Genomic DNA, 16,447 nt, shown 5'->3' with positions numbered 1-16,447 from the left:
ACGGGTCTATCGTCGAAGGATGACTGCGTACGCAAACTTCCCCGGCTCCCGCCCCCGGCGGCTGCGGACGACCCCGACGATGCGGCGGATGGTCGCCGAGACACGGCTCGACCCGGCGAACCTGATCCTCCCCGCGTTCGTCCGGGAGGGCGTCGACGCCCCGGTCGCCATCTCGGCCATGCCCGGCGTGTACCAGCACACCCTGGACACCCTGCGGAAGGCGGCCGTCGAGGCGGTCTCGGCCGGGGTCTCGGGGATCATGCTCTTCGGGGTGCCGGAGGACGGGAAGAAGGACGCCCGGGGCACGGCGGGCACCGACCCCGACGGGATCCTCCAGGTCGCGCTGCGCGCGGTCCGCGAGGAGGTCGGCGACGACCTGGTCATCATGTCGGACCTGTGCCTGGACGAGTACACCGACCACGGCCACTGCGGGGTCCTGACGACCGACGGCCGGGTGGACAACGACGCGACCCTGGAGCGGTACGCGGAGATGGCCCAGGTCCAGGCGGACGCCGGGGCCCATGTGGTGGGCCCCAGCGGGATGATGGACGGTCAGGTCGGCGTGATCCGGGACGCCCTGGACCAGACCGGCCACGAGGACGTGTCGATCCTCGCCTACACCGTGAAGTACAGCTCCGCCTTCTACGGCCCCTTCCGCGAAGCCGTCGGCTCCTCGCTGACCGGTGACCGCAAGACCTACCAGCAGGACCCGGCCAACGCCCGCGAGTCGCTGCGGGAGCTGGCGCTGGACCTGGCGGAGGGTGCGGACATGGTCATGGTGAAGCCCGCCGGACCGTATCTGGACATCCTCGCCAAGGTCGCGGAGTCCGTGGACGTGCCGGTCGCGGCGTACCAGATCAGCGGCGAGTACGCGATGATCGAGGCGGCCGCCGAGAAGGGCTGGATCGACCGGGACAAGGCGATTCTGGAGAGCCTGACCGGGATCCGGCGGGCCGGGGCGCAGATGATCCTCACCTACTGGGCGACCGAGGCGGCCCAGTGGCTCGGACACGGCAGGGCCTGAGCCCCCGCGTGATCACGGCCCACCCGCTCCGGTCTCCTGGAGCCGGTGGGCCTCCTTGATGGAGAAGCGGGCGCTGTCCCGTACGAGGGGGTCCTCGTCGGCCCGCGCGGTGGTGTCCAGGACCGTGGCGACGACCGGGTCGTCGGTGTAGGGCGCCAGCGACATCGCCGCGTACTGCCGGACCAGGTCCTCCGCCGGGTCGCGCAGCGCGGTGAGCAGGGCGCGGCCCGCTTCGTGGCGCAGGGCGGGGTCCGCCGGGGGCCACAGGCGCAGGACGGTGGCGCTCTCGACCCGGGCGAGGTCGTATTCGCCCGGGTCCGCGACGACCGAGACGAGGAACGGCAGCGCCTGCGTGTTGTCGTCCAGCTCGGTGATGATCTCGCGCTTGCGGTCGCTGCCTGCGGGCAGCGCACGGAATTCGGCTATCAGGCGCTCTGCGGCTTCGGCCGCGGAAGCGGCTTCCGTCGTGGTCGTGAGGTTCGTGTCGTTCATGGGGGTGGACACTTTCTGTCAGGGCCAGTCGACCAGTGCCATGAATGCTACGAAAGTGACCACGGCGGTGGCAGGTGCGGCCAGCCCCAGCGGCACGGTGACGACCGAGGAGATCAGCGGGGCGGTCCACGAGGGCTCAGCCCGCGGCGGTCCTGTCGGCGCGGGCCTCCAGCCAGGCGTGGGCCGCGTTCACCTCGCCTTGCGTCACGGGCGGGCGGACCTGGTCCGGGTAACGGGCGATGCAGTGCCTGCGGGCCGCCTTCAGCCCGATCGCGCGGGCCTCGGCGGAGAGGCCGGGGTGGTCCGCAACCTCCTGGGCGCGCCGCCACCAGCTGTGGCTGCGCGGGTCGATCGTGTAGTGCCACAGCGGCTGGGCGGGGTCGGCCACCCCGATCAGGACGTGTTCCAGGGTGTACGGGTGGATGCCCGGCTCCCCGATCAGCTTGTCCGCCACGTGCAGCGGGTGCGTGCCGTCGAGGCGGGCGCGGAGCAGCACCCAGGTCATCAGGTGCCCGTTGTCGTCCCTGCCGGAGACGATGAACTCCCACAGCTCGGCGGCCTTCGCCTCGTCGGGGGCGCCGAGGTGGGTGAGCAGCCGGACCGGGGCCTTCCAGAGCGGCTTGGGCTTCGCCCACCAGGCCAGCAGGTCGGCGGCGGCCGGGTGTTCCAGGTCGAGGGCGAGGCAGGTCAGGGTGACCAGCGGGTGGCGCCACTCGGTGTACGTGGTGCGGTACTGCTTGGTCAGCTCCTTCTTCCAGCGGGGGAGGAGGGCGACGAGGTCCGCTTCGGTGGCCTTGCCGTGAGCGTGGAGCAACTCCAGGCAGAAGGCGATGCCCTGGACGCCGGTGGCCGGGTCGGCGAGCCGGTCGCTCAACCACCGGACGTCGGCGGGGGAGAGGGTGCGGTAGCGGTGGTAGATGTCGCCGAGGCCGCCCTCGTAGCCGGTGAGGTCGGGGCCGGTGCCCGCGAGGAGGCCGTCGCGGGCGGCCTCGTAGCGGTCGACGGCGGCGAGGGCTTCGGCCGCTTCGGCGGCGTCGGTGAGCTGGCCGGCCGTCTCGCGCACGCGGTCCGCCGTATCGGCGGCGGCCTTCGCGGCGGCGACCCGCAGTGGGCGCGGCAGGCGGTCGTCGGTGGCGAACCGGATGGTGGCGAGGAGGAAGGGGAAGAACGCGTCGGCGGCGGGGTGGCGGGTGTCGGGCTCGACCGTGACGGTTTCCCGCAGCGCGTGGAGGAGGGCGGTCTGCGCGGCCTCGGGCGCGGTGCGGTCCGTCAGCTCCTCGGAGAGCGCGTGGGCCGCCCTGAACGGGTCCGGTTCGCGCAGCGCGTGGTGGGCGCGGAACCAGCCGCGTACGGCGTTGTCGTCGCCGGACAGTGCCCACGCGCGGAGCAGCTCCAGCGAGCGCGGGGACGGGTGCGCGGCGAGGGCGTGGGACGCGTCGGCTCCCAGTTCGGCGGCCACCTCCCAGGCCTCCGGGTGCTCCTGGCGCAGGAGCGCGCGCAGCACGGGACCCCAGCCGCGCCAGGCCGCGAGCCGGCCGGCGTACGTCTCCCGCCAGGCGGACAGCAGCCGTGCCGTCTCGTCCGGGGTCAGCGCCTGCCGGTGCTCCAGCGGGGCGGTGAAGCGGACGGTGGCGTCCAGGCCCAGGGGGCCCGACAGCCGGTCGTGGAGCCAGCGTTCCTCCGCGGGGGCCAGCGGGCCGTACTCCGTGGAGCGGGCGGTCCGGCGGCGGGGCTCGTCGATGCGGGCGAGGAACTGGCGTACGCCCGCGGCGTCTTCGGGGTCCGGCAGCCCGTCGGCGTCCGTCGCCGTGACCTTGTCCAGCTGAAAGGCCCCCTGCGGACCGTTGTTGACGATTCGGTAGCCGGGCGGGCCCTCCCCGAGACCGGTGGCGACCGTGGCGTGGTCGCCGCCCCAGTGCAGATAGAGCACGCCGGTCAGTTCGCCGGAGCGGTCGAAGGCGTCCTGGGACTGCCAGTGCCAGTACGCGAAGGAGGTGCCGGTCGCGATGCCTAGGGTCGCGAACATCTCCGCCGCGTCCTCGTGGCCGTCGGACTGGGTGTAGCGACCCCTGGTCGGGGGAGGCAGGACGACGAAGCCGTCGCAGCCGAGCGTGCGCCACCAGGCCTTGATCAGGGACAGGTCCGATCGCTGCCCGGCCGTACGGTCCGTGTTCAGTCCCACCAGAACGACCACGCTTCCTGGTTGAGCACGGCCTTCTCGGCGTAGGCGTCGAGGTCGTACGGAGGGGACTGGTCGATGTTGTCCGGGCAGAACGCGTAGTGCTCGGCGGCCAGGGCGCGGGCCTCCTCGATCGTGGCGGGCGGGCGGCCCACGGAGACGATCATCGTGTCGAAGCCGAGCACCACGACCCGGGCGTCGAAGCGGTCCTCCCAGGAGCGGAGCACCGCGCAGAGCCGGGCCACGTCGTTCTCGTGGTTCATCGGGCCCGACCAGCCGATCGCCGCCGGTATGTCGGCGCTGCGGCGGGCCGGGACGAGGGCCATGCGGGCTCCGCCGAGCCATGCGTCGGCGTCGGCGGCGATGACGCCCGCGAGCCCTGCCGCCACCGTGTCCGCGTCCTCGGCCGCCTCCCGGGCGGGAACGGGCGCGAGGCCGGGCCAGGACGAGCCGGGACCCGGGGCGTCCCCGTCGGCTGACGGGCCGTCGCCGGTCTCGTCGTCCGCGTGGTCGACGTGGTCCGCCCAGTACTCCGCGAGGACCTCCTCGGCGTCGTGGTCGCCGGGGTACGACGTGTCGTCCGGGCAGAGGTCCCAGTCCTCGGGCCACTGGTCGCGTGAGCCGCCGGTGACGAGCACCGGCAGCAGCCCGAGCCGCCGCCCGGCCGCCCGCAGGTCCGGCCAGTCGCGCGGGGCCGCCGGGCCGTCCGCGTACCACAGCAGCGGCTCGTGCCAGGGGCCGTCCAGCGTGGCGTCCACCAGGGAGCCGGGCGGGAGGACCAGGCCGGAGGCGGCCGGGTCGGGCAGAGGATTCGGGAGCGTCGCCATGACGGGGAGCCTAGGCGGCGGCACTGACAGCGAGAGGGGCGGTGGTCGCCGAGCCCGACATGATCCGAACGAGGGGTCCTAGGACGTCGGGGACCGCGGCTCCTCGGAAGCCGGCCCGGGCGTGGCGCCGGCACCCGCGAGGTCGCCCGGGAGCAGCGGGCGCATGAAGGTGCGCTCGTAGCGCAGTACGCAGCCGCTCTCGTCGCGGATGCGGTCCGCTGCGATGAACTCGGGGTCCCGGCCGAACAGGTGCCGGTACTCCTCGTACGCGGCCAGGCTCGGGAAGCTGAACAGGGCCAGTGCCTCGTCGCTCGCGCCCTCCGCCGGGAGGAAGTAGCCGTGGTGCGTGCCGCCGTGGGCCTGCACCAGCTCCATCCAGCGGGAGCCGAACCGCTCGAAGGCCGCGATCTTCTTCGGGTCGATCGTGTACCGCACGACGCAGGTGATCATGCGGCCAGGTTAGGCGGCTTCCCGCGCACCGACGCCTGTCACGCGAGGGCTCTTCTCCGGAGGAAACGGCGCCGGGGGACGTATGGTCGAGGCCCGTTGCGCGCCGCCCCGGTCCCCGCCGACCGGGCCGATCCGGCAGGAGCCGCCGTGAACAGGATCGTCACGTCCATCTCGCTCTCCCTCGACGGATTCTTCGAAGGGCCCGACCACGACATCGACTGGCACACCGTCGACGAGGAACTGCACCAGCACTTCAACGACTACTTCCGGACCATGGGCGGCTTCGTCGAGGGGCGTGTCACCTACGAGCTGATGGAGGAGTTCTGGCCGACCGCCGATCAGGATCCGGCCAACGAAGGTCCGATGGCCGAATTCGCGGGGATCTGGCGGGACATGCCGAAGTTCGTCTTCTCGCGGACGCTGGAGAGCGTGGGGCCGAACGCGACCCTGCTCCACGAGGTCGACCCCGAGCAGGTCCGCGGCCTGCGGGACGCCGCCTCGGGGGACCTGGCGGTCGGCGGCGCGGATCTGCTGGAGTCGTTCCGGCGGGCCGACCTGATCGACGAGTACCGGATCTACGTCCATCCCCTCATCCTCGGCCGGGGCCGCCCCTTCTTCCGGGACGCGGAGGAGCGGCAGCGGCTCCGGCTGCTGGAGACCCGGACCTTCGGCAACGGGGTCGTGATGCTCCGTTACGAGACGGTCCGGGCCTGACCAGCGTGGCGAGGCGGCGGGGCGGGCTCAGAACATCAGGGCGTTCTCGACGTCCGACTGCCAGTAGGTGACGAAGCCCCGGCTGTCCGTGTAGGTCTCCGCCGGGAGCTTCAGCGTGGACTCGCCCTTGGACTTGTTGTTCTTGTCCACCATGATCACGCCGAGGTTGTCGCTCTTGACCGGCTCGTCCTCGCCGGGCTCGCCGAGCAGCGAGATGCCCGCGTAGGCCTCTTCGCCGGGGGAGAGCGTGACGACGGCCTGCGGCTTGCTGTCGTCGAGGATCGGGTACACCGCCTGCGCGTCGTCGAAGCGGAGGAACGGGGCGTAGTACGCGGCGCAGTTCTTGGTGCCGGTGTTGGTCACCGTGAGCAGCAGGTGGTTGATCGGGCGGCTCACCTTGGAGACCTTGACGGTGGAGTTCTTGGGCGTGCAGGTCGCGATCGAGGCCGCCGCCTCCGGCTTCTTGCTCTGGTTGGCGCCGTTGCCGTTGCCGCCCGCGTGCTTCCCCTCGGCGGGCACGGTCTGCGTCTCGGGCGTGCCCGCCTCCGGGGCTTCGGACCGGGCCTTCCCGTCGGTGCTCGTCGCCGCGGGGGTCGCGGTCTCGGCGGAGCCGGCCGGCTTGGTCCCCATGGCCTTGTCGTCGCCGCCGCAGGCGGTGAGCGAGAGGGCGGCCACGAGAGCGGTGGCGGCGAGGGCGGTGGTGCGGACGCGGTTGGTGCGCATGGCGGTGGTACTCCCCGTACTCGGTGATCGGTTGACGTGCCGGCCCGGTCGAACGGCCGGCCCGTGGTCCTGCTGTGGTCTGGTCCGAGCTTGTGGGGTGGCGGAATCCGGCCGCAACGCCTGCCGAACCATTGGGGAAGCTGGAACGTCTACGCATACGGTGACCTGCGGGAATTCCGCGTCCCTGGAACGCCGTTCCGGGACGCACGAGGAAGGGGAACGCCGTCGTGGCGACGCCGGAGGCCGTGCATTTCGCGGCTCTGCTGAAGGATCTGAAGGACCGTTCGGGGCGCAGTTACGGGGTGCTCGCGGGGAAGCTGCACGTCAGTACGTCGACCCTCCACCGGTACTGCAACGGGGACGCCGTGCCGAACGAGTTCGCTCCGGTGGAGCGGTTCGCGCGGGTGTGCGGGGCGTCGGGTGACGAGCTGGTGGAGGTGCACCGGCGGTGGATCGTGGCGGACGCGGCCCGGCGGCGGCCTCCGGCGAGTGCCTCTGCGCCTGCTGTTGTGCCTGACGCCGTGCCTGCCAACGTTCCTGACGCCGCGCCCGACGTCACTTCTGATGCCGTGCCCGCTGCGGTGCCGGAGGCCGTCGAGGCGAGCGAGCCGTCGGAGCCGTCCGATGTGCCCGAGCCGTCGGAGCTGTCCGTCACGTCCGGTGGCGGCGCGGCCCCGGCGTCCCGCTGGTCCCGGCTCTCCCGGCGTACGCGGGTGCTCATCGCCGCCGCCGGGGTCGCCGCGCTCCTCGTCCCCACCACCGTCGTCGCCGTCGATCTCGCCGGGTCGGGCCAGGAGGACGGCGGGAGCGCCGCGGACCGGGTGGAGGACGCGGGCGGGGGCCCCGCCGCCGCGCCGGAGGGCTCCGCCTCGGCCACGCCCCGGCCCTCCGGGAGTCCGAGTTCGGCCAATCCCTCGGCGAGCAACTCCGCGTCCCCGTCGGGGCAGCCGTCCGGGAAGCCCTCGGCGGGCTCGGGCGCCGGGCAGGCCCAGAGCGGGGGCGGCGACGGCGTTACGGGGCTCGGCGCTCCGCCGACCGTCAGCATCTCCTCGTACAACTGGGAAGAACCCTGCGGCCAGCACTACCTGGTGAACCGGGGGCCCGACGCGCTCGACCCGCCGCCCGCGCCGCAGGACCGGCGCGGCTGGGCGGAGTCGTACGGCGGGGTCGAGGGCGGGAACACGCGGCTCCAGCTCACCGTGCAGGGGACCTCGCGCGAGGCGGTCGTCCTGAAGGCGATGAACGTCCGTGTGGTGTCCCGCAAGGCCCCGCTGCCCTGGTCGGCGTACCTGATGGGCAACGGCTGCGGCAGCGGGATCACCCCGCAGACCTTCGCCTCCAACCTCGACGCCGGGCATCCCACCCTCCGGGCGGTGCCGGGGACGCAGGGGGACATCGAGGTTCCGGCGGTGGACTTCCCGTACAAGGTGTCGTCCGAGGACGTGGAGGTCTTCAACCTGGAGATGAAGGCCGTGAGCTACGACGTCAGCTGGTATCTGGAGCTGGAGTGGAGCAGCGGCGGCAAGGAGGGGACGCTGCGGATCGACGACCAGGGGAAGCCGTTCCGGCTGAGCGGGATGAAGGGGCGTCCGGAGTACGTGCACGGTGGCCCCGGTTACGGCTGGGAGCGTGCCGGTCAGCCCTGATGCGTTCTCGTGCGCTCGTGGATCCCGGCTTGACCCTCACGTTGCGTGAGGCTGGAAGGTCGAGTCCATGAGCGACTACTACAACGCGTTCGAGATGAGTCCCGTGCCCGCCCCCGGTCCGGACGCGGTTCCGCCGGAGCCGTTCCGCGGCATCTACGGAATGCCCGCGTTCGTGACGATCCCCACCAGCGATCTGGCGGCGTCGGTGGACTTCTGGATGCACGGGCTCGGGTTCTTCGAGCTGTTCAGCGTCCCCGGCACGCTGGTGCATCTGCGCCGGTGGGCGTTCCAGGACGTCCTCCTCGTCGCGGCGGAGAGCGTTCCGGAGCAGCCACCGGCGATGAGCTTCAGCTTCGCGGGCGTGCTCGGCCAGGTCGAATCCCTTGCCGAGGCCTGCCGTGCGCTGCGCCCGGACTCGGTCGACGGTCCCCGGGACACCGCCTGGAACACCCGCGATGTGGAGGTGATCACCCCCGAGAACGCGCGGGTCGTCTTCACCGCGGCCAAGCCCTTCGACCCGGCGAGCCAGGAGGCACGCAACCTTGAAGCCATGGGCATCACCCCACCCGGCGACGACAGCGCCGACCATGAGAGGCATGCCTGACACCACTGACGCCGACGGCCTGACCGTCGGTCAGGTCTCGGCGCGTCTGGGAGTGACGGTCCGCGCGCTGCACCACTGGGACGAGATCGGCCTGGCGCAGCCGTCGCTGCGCACGGCCGCCGGATACCGGCTCTACACCGGCGGTGATCTGGAACGCCTCCACCGCGTCGTCGTCTACCGTGAGCTCGGTCTCGGCCTGGACAGGATCCGGACCGTCCTGGACGACACCGCGGACGTGCTCGGCGCACTGCGCGCGCAGCGCACCCAGGTCGCCGAACGGATCGACCGCCTCCAGCGGCTCGGCGCCGGCCTCGACCGGATGATCGAGGCCCATGAGCGCGGCCCGCTGCTGACGGACGAACAGCAGGCCGCGATCTTCGGCCCCGGATGGGACCCGGACGGTCCGGCCCGAGCGCGCCTGCGCTACGGGGACACGACGCAGTGGCGGCAGTACGCCGAACGCTCGGCCTCGCGCGGTCCGGAGGAGTGGCAGGCCGTCGCCGACGCCGTCGCGGGCCTCGACCGCGCCCTGGGGGAGGCGATGGACGCCGGAGTCCTGCCGGGCAGCCCGGAGGCGAACCGGCTCGTCGAGCGGCACCGCGAGGTCTTCGCCCCGTACTTCCCCCTCACCCGGCAGATGCAGGTCTGCCTCGGCCGCATGTACGAGGCCGATGCGGGATTCGCCGCCCACTACGACGGCATCCGCCCCGGCCTCGCGATGTGGTTCCGTCGCATCATCGACGCAGGCGCGCGTGCACACGGCATCGACCCCGACACGGCGACCTGGGACGGAGGGCAGGAGGAGCGGCGCTGAATCCCGTCATTCAATGACGTATCGGTCAAAGTTCGCGTATCGGTTCATCCCGGTGGCTGACCGATAAGCGGTCGTACACATGTCCAGAACTCGGGAGTACAGTCTGCGAGGTTCTGGCAGCCTCACCGTCGCGTGACGACGGCGTGCGGCCGCCCCGCCCGCGAACCCACAGGTGATTCATGTCCGCCACTGCAGCCGAAGCCTCCGATCGCACGGCCCCGGAGGACCGCACCTGCGAGGAACGCTCCCAACGCCTCAGACGCAGGCTGGAGCGGCTGATCGGTATCGCCGCGACCGAGGGGAACTCCCTTGTCCCGCTCCGTAACGGCGACGCCATCTTCGGCGCGATGCTGAAGGCCATCAGCGAGGCGGAGCACACCGTCGATCTGATGACGTTCGTCTACTGGCGGGGTGACATCGCTCTCCAGTTCGCCGAGGCCCTGGCCGACCGCGCCCGTGCCGGGGTCCGGGTGCGGCTCATGCTCGACGGGTTCGGATCGCGGCTCATCGAGAAGGGCCAGCTGGCCATGATGGACGAGGCCGGGGTCACCGTCACCTGGTTCCGCAAGCCGCTCTACCTCTCGCCGCTCAAGCAGAACCACCGATGCCACCGCAAGGTCCTCGTCGTCGACGAGCGCACTGCGTTCACCGGTGGTGTCGGGATAGCCGAGGAGTGGTGCGGCGACGCCCGCAACGAGAACGAGTGGCGCGACACCCACGTCCAGGTCACCGGGCCCGCCGTCGACGGACTGGCCGCCGCGTTCGCCCAGAACTGGGCCGAGTGCCACGACGAGCTGTTCGACGACCGCGACCGGTTCGTCACCGAGGAGCACCACGGCGACTCCGTCGTCCAGGTGGTGCGCGGCTCGGCCTCTTTCGGCTGGCAGGACATGCAGACCCTGATCCGGGTCGTCCTGGAGTCCGCCGAGGAACGCATCCGCCTCACCACCGCCTACTTCGCCCCCGACGCCTACTTCACCGGGCTGCTGTGCGCCGCCGCCGCGCGCGGGGTGGAGGTCGAGATCCTGCTGCCGGGGCCGCACACCGACAAGCGGGTCTGCCAGCTCGCCGGGCAGCGCTACTACGAGGACCTGACCGACTGCGGCGTGAAGATCTACCAGTACCAGCCGACGATGATGCACACCAAGACGCTCACCATCGACCGGGTCGCCTCGCTCATCGGCTCCACCAACTTCAACCGCCGCTCCCTCGACCACGACGAGGAAGTCATGCTGGCCGTCCTCGACCAGGACTTCACCACCACCCTCGACGGCCACTTCGAGGAGGACCGCGAGAAGAGCGTGCTGATCGAGCGCGGCCGGTGGAAGCGCCGCGACGTCCTCCAGCGGGCCAAGGAGGCGGCTGTCGTCCCCATCCGCCGGTTCCTCTGAGAACTGGGGCTGCGGTGGTGGGCGTGCGCGCGCCTTCGCCGGGCAGGCGGGGAGGACGACCGTCGTCCGCCATCGCCATGTGAAGGGCAGGCCCATGAGCGCCACCGCCGAGACCTCGCCGGCACCGTCCGCCGCGGTGATCACCGAACCCCTGCCGGACCTCCAGCTGCAGCTGCTCATCCAGCTCCTCGACGAGGACCCGCGCTCCAGCCTGCCCCTCACCCTCACGCACCCCGGCGGCCTCCTGCACGGCGACGTCATCGGGCACGAGCAGTGGAAGGCCGAGTGGGCCAGGAGCCTGCGCCAGGTCGAGGGCGAGGGGGCCAACCTGCTCGCCGAGTTCCCCGAGACCGTCGACCAGGGCGTACGGGAACTGCGCGCGGAGGAGGACGCGACGGGGACGGCCCGGCTGCCCCGCTGGATCCATCTGCGGGACGTCACCCTCGTCTCCGGGGCCATGACGCCCGTCTCCCTGCCGCTGTGGCGCGGACGCCTCTCCGACGTGTCGGGGTGGGCGCTGGGCCGCCCGCAGTAGCCGGTCGGCCGGCTCCTAGGGTTGCGGCATGACCACAGAGAGCGCCTTAACCCCGGACTCGTCCGTCACCTTCATCAACGTCTTCGAGATAGCCGCCGACGAACTCGACGCGTTCGTCGAGAAGTGGGAGCAGCGGGCCCGCCTCATGCGGGACAAGCCCGGATTCATCGACTCCCGGATGCACCGGGCCCGCTCATCCGACTCCCGCTTCCAGCTCGTCAACGTCTCCCACTGGGAGAGCCAGGAGGCGTGGGAGGCAGCCACCGCCGACCCGGACTTCGCCTCCCGCACCCGGGCGGCGCGCGAGGAGACCCGGCAGCCGATCACACCGAACCCGGCGGTCTACGACGTCGTCGTGGAGCTCACCGCACCCTAGGGCTTCCCCGTACGTACGTCGGCCCCGGCAACCTGTTCCGCAGGTGCCGGGGCCGACGTACGTACAGCAGGACAGCTAGTGCGGTCAGAGCCGCTCGGGCGTCCTGATGCCCAGCAGCGCCATCCCCTGATGCAGGGTCCGGGCGGTCAGCTCGACCAGGAAGAGCCGGTTCTCGACGACCTCCGGGGCGTTGTCCGGGCTGAGCACCTGGCACTGGTCGTAGAACGTGGTCAGGTGCGACGCCAGCTGGTAGAGATACGCGGCCAGCTTGTGCGGTTCGTAGCCCGCGGCCACCTCGGAGAGCACCTCGCCGAACTGGTCCAGGTGCAGGCCGAGCGCCCGCTCCGCCGGGGCCAGCGCCAGCTCCGGGTGGGCGGCCGGAACCGCGTCCCCTGCCTTGCGCAGGATCGACTGGATCCGCGCGTACGCGTACTGGAGGTACACCGAGGTGTCGCCGTTCAGCGACACCATCTGGTCCAGGTCGAACTTGTAGTCCCGGACGGCGGAGGTCGACAGGTCCGCGTACTTCACGGCGCCGATGCCGACGTACCGGCCGTTCTCGACGATCTCGTCCTCGGACAGGCCGACCTTCTCGGCCTTCTCCCGGACGACCGCGGTGGCCCGCTCGACCGCCTCGTCGAGCAGGTCCTCCAGCCGGACCGTCTCGCCCTCACGGGTCTTGAACGGCTTGCCGTCCTTGCCGAGGACCGTGCCGAAGGCGAGCTGCACGGCCTTGACGCCGTCGCCCAGCCAGCCGGCCCGCCGGGCCGTCTCGAAGACCATCTTGAAGTGCAGCGACTGCCGGGCGTCCACCACGTACAGCAGGGTGTCGGCCTTGAGGTCCTGGACCCGGTTCCGGATCGCGGAGAGGTCGGTCGCCGCGTAGCCGTAACCGCCGTTGGTCTTCTTCACGATGAGCGGGACCTTGTTGCCGTCCGGGCCCTTCACATCGTCGAAGAAGACGCAGAGCGCACCCTCGGAGCGGACGGCGACACCCGTCTCCTCCAGGATCCGGCAGGTCTCCTCCAGCATGTCGTTGTAGCCGGACTCACCGACGATGTCGGGGTCGCGGACCTCCATGTCGAGCTTGTCGAAGACCGAGTGGAAGTAGATCTTCGACTCGTCGACGAAGCCCTGCCACAGCTCCAGCGTCTGCGGGTCCCCGGCCTGGAGCGCCACCACCCGGTCCCGGGACCGGGCCTTGAACTCCTCGTCCGAGTCGAACAGGGCCCGGGACGCCTTGTAGACCCGGTTCAGCGTCGACATCGCCGCCTCGCCGTCGCTCGCGCCGCCCTCGTGCTCCAGGGCGCCCGGGTGCTCGATCAGATACTGGATGAGCATCCCGAACTGGGTGCCCCAGTCGCCGATGTGGTGCCGCCGGACGACGTCCTCGCCGGTGAACTCCAGAATCCGGACCATCGCGTCGCCGATGACCGCCGACCGCAGGTGGCCGACGTGCATCTCCTTGGCCACGTTGGGCTGGGCGTAGTCGATGACGGTCTTCCCGGCGTCCGCCGCCACCGGCACGCCGAGGCGGCCCTCGGGGTCGGCGGCCCGGGCGGCCAGCGTCTCGACGATCGCCTTGTCCGCGAGCGTGATGTTGAGGAAGCCGGGTCCGGAGACCTCGATGTCCTTGATCAGCTCACCCGCCGGGAGGGCGGCGGTCACCTGGCCGGCCAGCTCCCGGGGGTTGCCCTTGAGCTTCTTGGCGAGCGCCAGGATGCCGTTGGCCTGGAAGTCGGCCCGGTCGCTTCGGCGCAGCAGCGGGTCCGCGGTGCCGGCATCCGGCAGGGCTGCCGTCAGGGCGTCCGCCAGCTGCTGCTGGAGCGTGGAAGCGAGGGAAGGGACCGAGCCGTGCTCAGGCATGGGACGGGCTGCCGTTTCCGTAGGGGTACAAGGGATCGGTCCAGTATCCCACGGGGCGTAAAGCCGTTTTCGCGCTGCGGGGGGTAGCTGGGAGAATGGTCGGTAACCCACCGGGAATCGACAGAACGAGAGAAGGACGTGCCGACCGTGGCCGAGAGTCAGACCAGCACCGAGACCGACTGGGTCTCCCGCTTCGCGGACGATGTCATCGCCGAATCGGAGCGTCGTGCGCCTGGCAAACCGGTCGTCGTCGCCTCCGGCCTGTCCCCGTCCGGCCCGATCCACCTGGGCAACCTCCGCGAGGTCATGACCCCGCACCTGGTCGCCGACGAGATCCGCCGCCGCGGGTACACCGTGCGCCACCTGATCTCCTGGGACGACTACGACCGCTACCGCAAGGTCCCGAACGGCGTCCCGGGCGTCGACGCGTCCTGGGCCGAGCACATCGGCAAGCCGCTGACCTCGGTGCCCGCCCCGGCCGGCTCCTCTTACCCGAACTGGGCCGAGCACTTCAAGGCCGCCATGACCGCGGCCCTGGACGAGCTGGGCGTCGAGTACGACGGAATCAGCCAGACGGAGCAGTACACCGCCGGGACCTACCGCGAGCAGATCCTGCACGCGATGAAGCACCGCGCCGACATCGACGCCGTCCTCGACCGCTACCGGACCAAGAAGGACCCGGCGGCCCAGGGCAAGGGCGGCGGTAAGAAGCCGCAGCAGAAGAAGGTCGACGAGGCCGAGCTTGAAGCCGCCGAGGGCTCCGGAGCCGCCGACGAGGACGACGGCAGCGGCAACAGCGCCGGCTACTTCCCGTACAAGCCCTACTGCGGCAACTGCGAGAAGGACCTCACCGTCGTCACCTCCTACGACGACGACACCACCGAGCTGAACTACACCTGCTCGGCGTGCGGCTTCGCCGAGACGGTCCGGCTCAACGAGTTCAACCGCGGCAAGCTGGTCTGGAAGGTCGACTGGCCGATGCGCTGGGCCTACGAGGGTGTGATCTTCGAGCCCAGCGGCGTCGACCACTCCTCGCCCGGCTCCTCCTTCGTCGTCGGCGGCCAGATCGTCCGCGAGGTCTTCGACGGCGTACAGCCCATCGGGCCGATGTACGCCTTCGTCGGCATCTCCGGCATGGCCAAGATGTCCAGCAGCAAGGGCGGGGTCCCCACCCCGGCCGACGCGCTGGAGATCATGGAGGCGCCGCTGCTGCGCTGGCTCTACGCCCGACGCAAGCCCAACCAGTCGTTCAAGATCGCCTTCGACCAAGAGATCCAGCGGCTGTACGACGAGTGGGACTCGCTGGGCCGCAAGGTCGCCGACGGCACGGTGCTGCCCGCCGACGCCGCCGCGCACTCCCGGGCCGTCCGCACGGCCGCCGGGGAGCTTCCGAGCACTCCGCACCCGCTCCCGTACCGGACGCTCGCCTCGGTCGCCGACATCACCGCCGGCGCCGAGGACCAGACGCTGCGCATCCTCAGCGAGCTGGACCCGGAGAACCCGCTGACCTCGCTGGACGAGGCGCGCCCGCGCCTCGACCGCGCCGAGAACTGGATCACCACCCAGGTCCCGGCCGAGGCCCGCACCATCGTCCGGGACGAGCCCGACAAGGAGCTCCTCGGCTCGCTCGACGACCAGGGCCGTGAGTCCCTGCGCCTCCTCCTGGAGGGCCTGGACACGCACTGGTCGCTGGACGGCCTCACCACGCTCGTCTACGGCGTGCCGAAGGTGCTGGCGGGCCTGGAGCCGGACGCCAAGCCGACGCCCGAGCTGAAGGCCGCGCAGCGGTCCTTCTTCGCCCTGCTCTACCGGCTGCTCGTCAGCCGCGACACGGGCCCGCGCCTGCCCACGCTGCTGCTCGCGGTGGGGGCGGACCGGGTGCGCAGGCTGCTGGGCGCGTAAGACCCTGTCCATGACGAAAGGGCCGCCGCCCGGGAATCCTCCCGGGCGGCGGCCCTTTCGTCGTGTGTACGGGGACGGGTCAGGCAGGCTGGTCGGCGGTCGGCCGCTGCGCGTGGGCCTCCCGGAACTGCGGCATCAGCTGCTGGAGCAGCTCCGTCGAGCGCGGGTGGCGGACGTTGCGCGTGTCGGCGAGGTGGATGTCCAGGACCTCCACGGACGGGTACTGCCCCTGCGCGTCCGTGTACTCGCTGAACACCTCGTACGCCTCCCGGGCGAAGTCGGTGTCCTCCATGGGCCACTGCTCCACCTGCGGCGCCTCCTCGGGGTCGAGGACCTCGGGCGGCTCGGGCGCCTGCTCCTGACGGGGGTGCGGGACCGCGCCGATCGTGCCGACGTCCCCCAGCGGCCGGGTGCGGCCGGGGCCCGCGGGGATCTGGACCGGGGTGTGCTGGGGGCCCTCGGCGTACTCCGGGTCGTACGCGCTCCCGTGGACGTTGTCCGGCAGCTTCTGGGCGGCGAACCAGGGGCTGTCGTGGGTGGCCGGGACGGCCGGGTCCTGCTTCTGGAGCGACATGGGCTGCTGCTGCTGTTGCTGCTGGGGCTGCGGGTGGGGCTGCGCCTGCTCCGGCTGGGGCCCGTGCTCCTGGTGCTGTGCCTGGCCGTGCTCCTGGCCGGACTCCTGTGCGGGCTGCTGGCTGGGCCCCTGGTGCGGTCCGTACGGCAGCTCGGCGTGGACCGGCTCGGCCTGGTTCGGCCCGACGGGGCTCAACTCGGCCTTCGGGCGGTCGGCCTCGACGGGCACCGGCGGCAGCAGGGCCGGTTCGATCCCGGCGGCGGCGAGGCCGGCCGGGGCGGTCTCGGCGAGCGGCACGCCGTACTTCGCCAGGCGCAGCGGCATCATCGA

15 protein-coding genes and 1 pseudogene are annotated in these 16,447 nt (G+C 71.6%); 9 read left to right on the top strand and 7 right to left on the bottom strand.

Features of this window, described 5'->3' with window-relative positions; translation table 11 throughout:
• Positions 1 to 19: 19 nt before the first annotated feature.
• Entirely contained in the window at positions 20 to 1,024 is a 1,005-nt protein-coding gene (gene hemB, locus IE134_RS33435; RefSeq protein ID WP_030710914.1) for a porphobilinogen synthase, read from the top strand.
• Positions 1,025 to 1,036: 12 nt separating this feature from the next.
• On the opposite strand, the gene IE134_RS33430 is transcribed toward hemB, so the two are convergent.
• From IE134_RS33430 to IE134_RS33415, 4 genes are all read right to left on the bottom strand, one after another.
• Positions 1,037 to 1,516, bottom strand: coding sequence for a hypothetical protein (locus IE134_RS33430; RefSeq protein WP_030710912.1), 480 nt, complete (start codon positions 1,514 to 1,516; stop codon positions 1,037 to 1,039).
• Positions 1,517 to 1,652: 136 nt separating this feature from the next.
• Positions 1,653 to 3,710 (bottom strand): hypothetical protein, encoded by a 2,058-nt coding sequence (locus IE134_RS33425; RefSeq protein ID WP_189432745.1) that lies wholly within the window; start codon positions 3,708 to 3,710, stop codon positions 1,653 to 1,655.
• Entirely contained in the window at positions 3,689 to 4,522 is an 834-nt protein-coding gene (locus tag IE134_RS33420) for a DUF4253 domain-containing protein (RefSeq protein WP_189432743.1), read from the bottom strand. Before IE134_RS33420 ends, IE134_RS33425 begins: the two co-directional genes overlap by 22 nt.
• Before the next feature lie 78 nt (positions 4,523 to 4,600).
• A complete protein-coding gene (locus IE134_RS33415; RefSeq protein WP_030710908.1) occupies positions 4,601 to 4,972 on the bottom strand; it encodes an NIPSNAP family protein in 372 nt (123 codons plus the stop codon).
• Between the two features lie 147 nt (positions 4,973 to 5,119).
• Here IE134_RS33415 and IE134_RS33410 point away from each other — a divergent pair, with 147 nt between their 5' ends.
• Positions 5,120 to 5,686, top strand: coding sequence for a dihydrofolate reductase family protein (locus IE134_RS33410; protein ID WP_030710907.1), 567 nt, complete (start codon positions 5,120 to 5,122; stop codon positions 5,684 to 5,686).
• 27 nt (positions 5,687 to 5,713) lie between these two features.
• On the opposite strand, the gene IE134_RS33405 is transcribed toward IE134_RS33410, so the two are convergent.
• Complete coding sequence (locus IE134_RS33405) at positions 5,714 to 6,409, bottom strand: DUF4232 domain-containing protein (protein WP_126932198.1); 696 nt, start codon at positions 6,407 to 6,409, stop codon at positions 5,714 to 5,716.
• A gap of 227 nt (positions 6,410 to 6,636) precedes the next feature.
• Here IE134_RS33405 and IE134_RS33400 point away from each other — a divergent pair, with 227 nt between their 5' ends.
• From IE134_RS33400 to IE134_RS33375, 6 genes are all read left to right on the top strand, one after another.
• The gene (locus tag IE134_RS33400; protein ID WP_189432741.1) at positions 6,637 to 8,055 is read left to right on the top strand and encodes a helix-turn-helix domain-containing protein; all 1,419 of its coding nucleotides are present in this window, start codon (positions 6,637 to 6,639) and stop codon (positions 8,053 to 8,055) included.
• Positions 8,056 to 8,122: 67 nt separating this feature from the next.
• A complete protein-coding gene (locus IE134_RS33395) occupies positions 8,123 to 8,659 on the top strand; it encodes a VOC family protein (protein WP_030710903.1) in 537 nt (178 codons plus the stop codon).
• Complete coding sequence (locus IE134_RS33390) at positions 8,652 to 9,473, top strand: MerR family transcriptional regulator (protein ID WP_189432739.1); 822 nt, start codon at positions 8,652 to 8,654, stop codon at positions 9,471 to 9,473. The genes IE134_RS33395 and IE134_RS33390 overlap by 8 nt, the downstream gene beginning before the upstream one ends.
• Positions 9,474 to 9,652: 179 nt before the next feature.
• Positions 9,653 to 10,864, top strand: a complete 1,212-nt coding sequence (locus IE134_RS33385) for a phospholipase D-like domain-containing protein (protein WP_030710899.1) — start codon at positions 9,653 to 9,655, stop codon at positions 10,862 to 10,864.
• 94 nt (positions 10,865 to 10,958) lie between these two features.
• Positions 10,959 to 11,399: a GvpU-like protein gene (locus tag IE134_RS33380; RefSeq protein ID WP_030710897.1), complete on the top strand. Its 441-nt coding sequence runs from the start codon at positions 10,959 to 10,961 to the stop codon at positions 11,397 to 11,399.
• Positions 11,400 to 11,427: 28 nt separating this feature from the next.
• Entirely contained in the window at positions 11,428 to 11,775 is a 348-nt protein-coding gene (locus tag IE134_RS33375) for an antibiotic biosynthesis monooxygenase family protein (RefSeq protein ID WP_032768213.1), read from the top strand.
• An 84-nt stretch (positions 11,776 to 11,859) separates the two neighbouring features.
• Here IE134_RS33375 and argS read toward each other — a convergent pair whose 3' ends face one another.
• The gene (argS, locus tag IE134_RS33370) at positions 11,860 to 13,641 is read right to left on the bottom strand and encodes an arginine--tRNA ligase (protein WP_030710895.1); all 1,782 of its coding nucleotides are present in this window, start codon (positions 13,639 to 13,641) and stop codon (positions 11,860 to 11,862) included.
• 138 nt (positions 13,642 to 13,779) lie between these two features.
• On the opposite strand from argS, the gene lysS reads away from it, so the two are divergent.
• Positions 13,780 to 15,543 carry a lysine--tRNA ligase gene (gene lysS, locus IE134_RS33365; RefSeq protein ID WP_098016679.1) on the top strand — a complete coding sequence of 588 codons (1,764 nt, stop codon included), beginning with the start codon at positions 13,780 to 13,782 and terminating at the stop codon, positions 15,541 to 15,543.
• Positions 15,544 to 15,622: 79 nt separating this feature from the next.
• Here lysS and IE134_RS33360 read toward each other — a convergent pair.
• Positions 15,623 to 16,447, bottom strand: a pseudogene (locus tag IE134_RS33360) (DUF2637 domain-containing protein); the annotation flags it as partial.

This window comes from Streptomyces rubiginosohelvolus, assembly GCF_014649875.1.
Classification (GTDB): domain Bacteria; phylum Actinomycetota; class Actinomycetes; order Streptomycetales; family Streptomycetaceae; genus Streptomyces; species Streptomyces rubiginosohelvolus.
The sequence above is the reverse complement of the archived record's forward strand: the minus strand, read 5'-3'. Positions and strand labels throughout refer to the sequence as shown.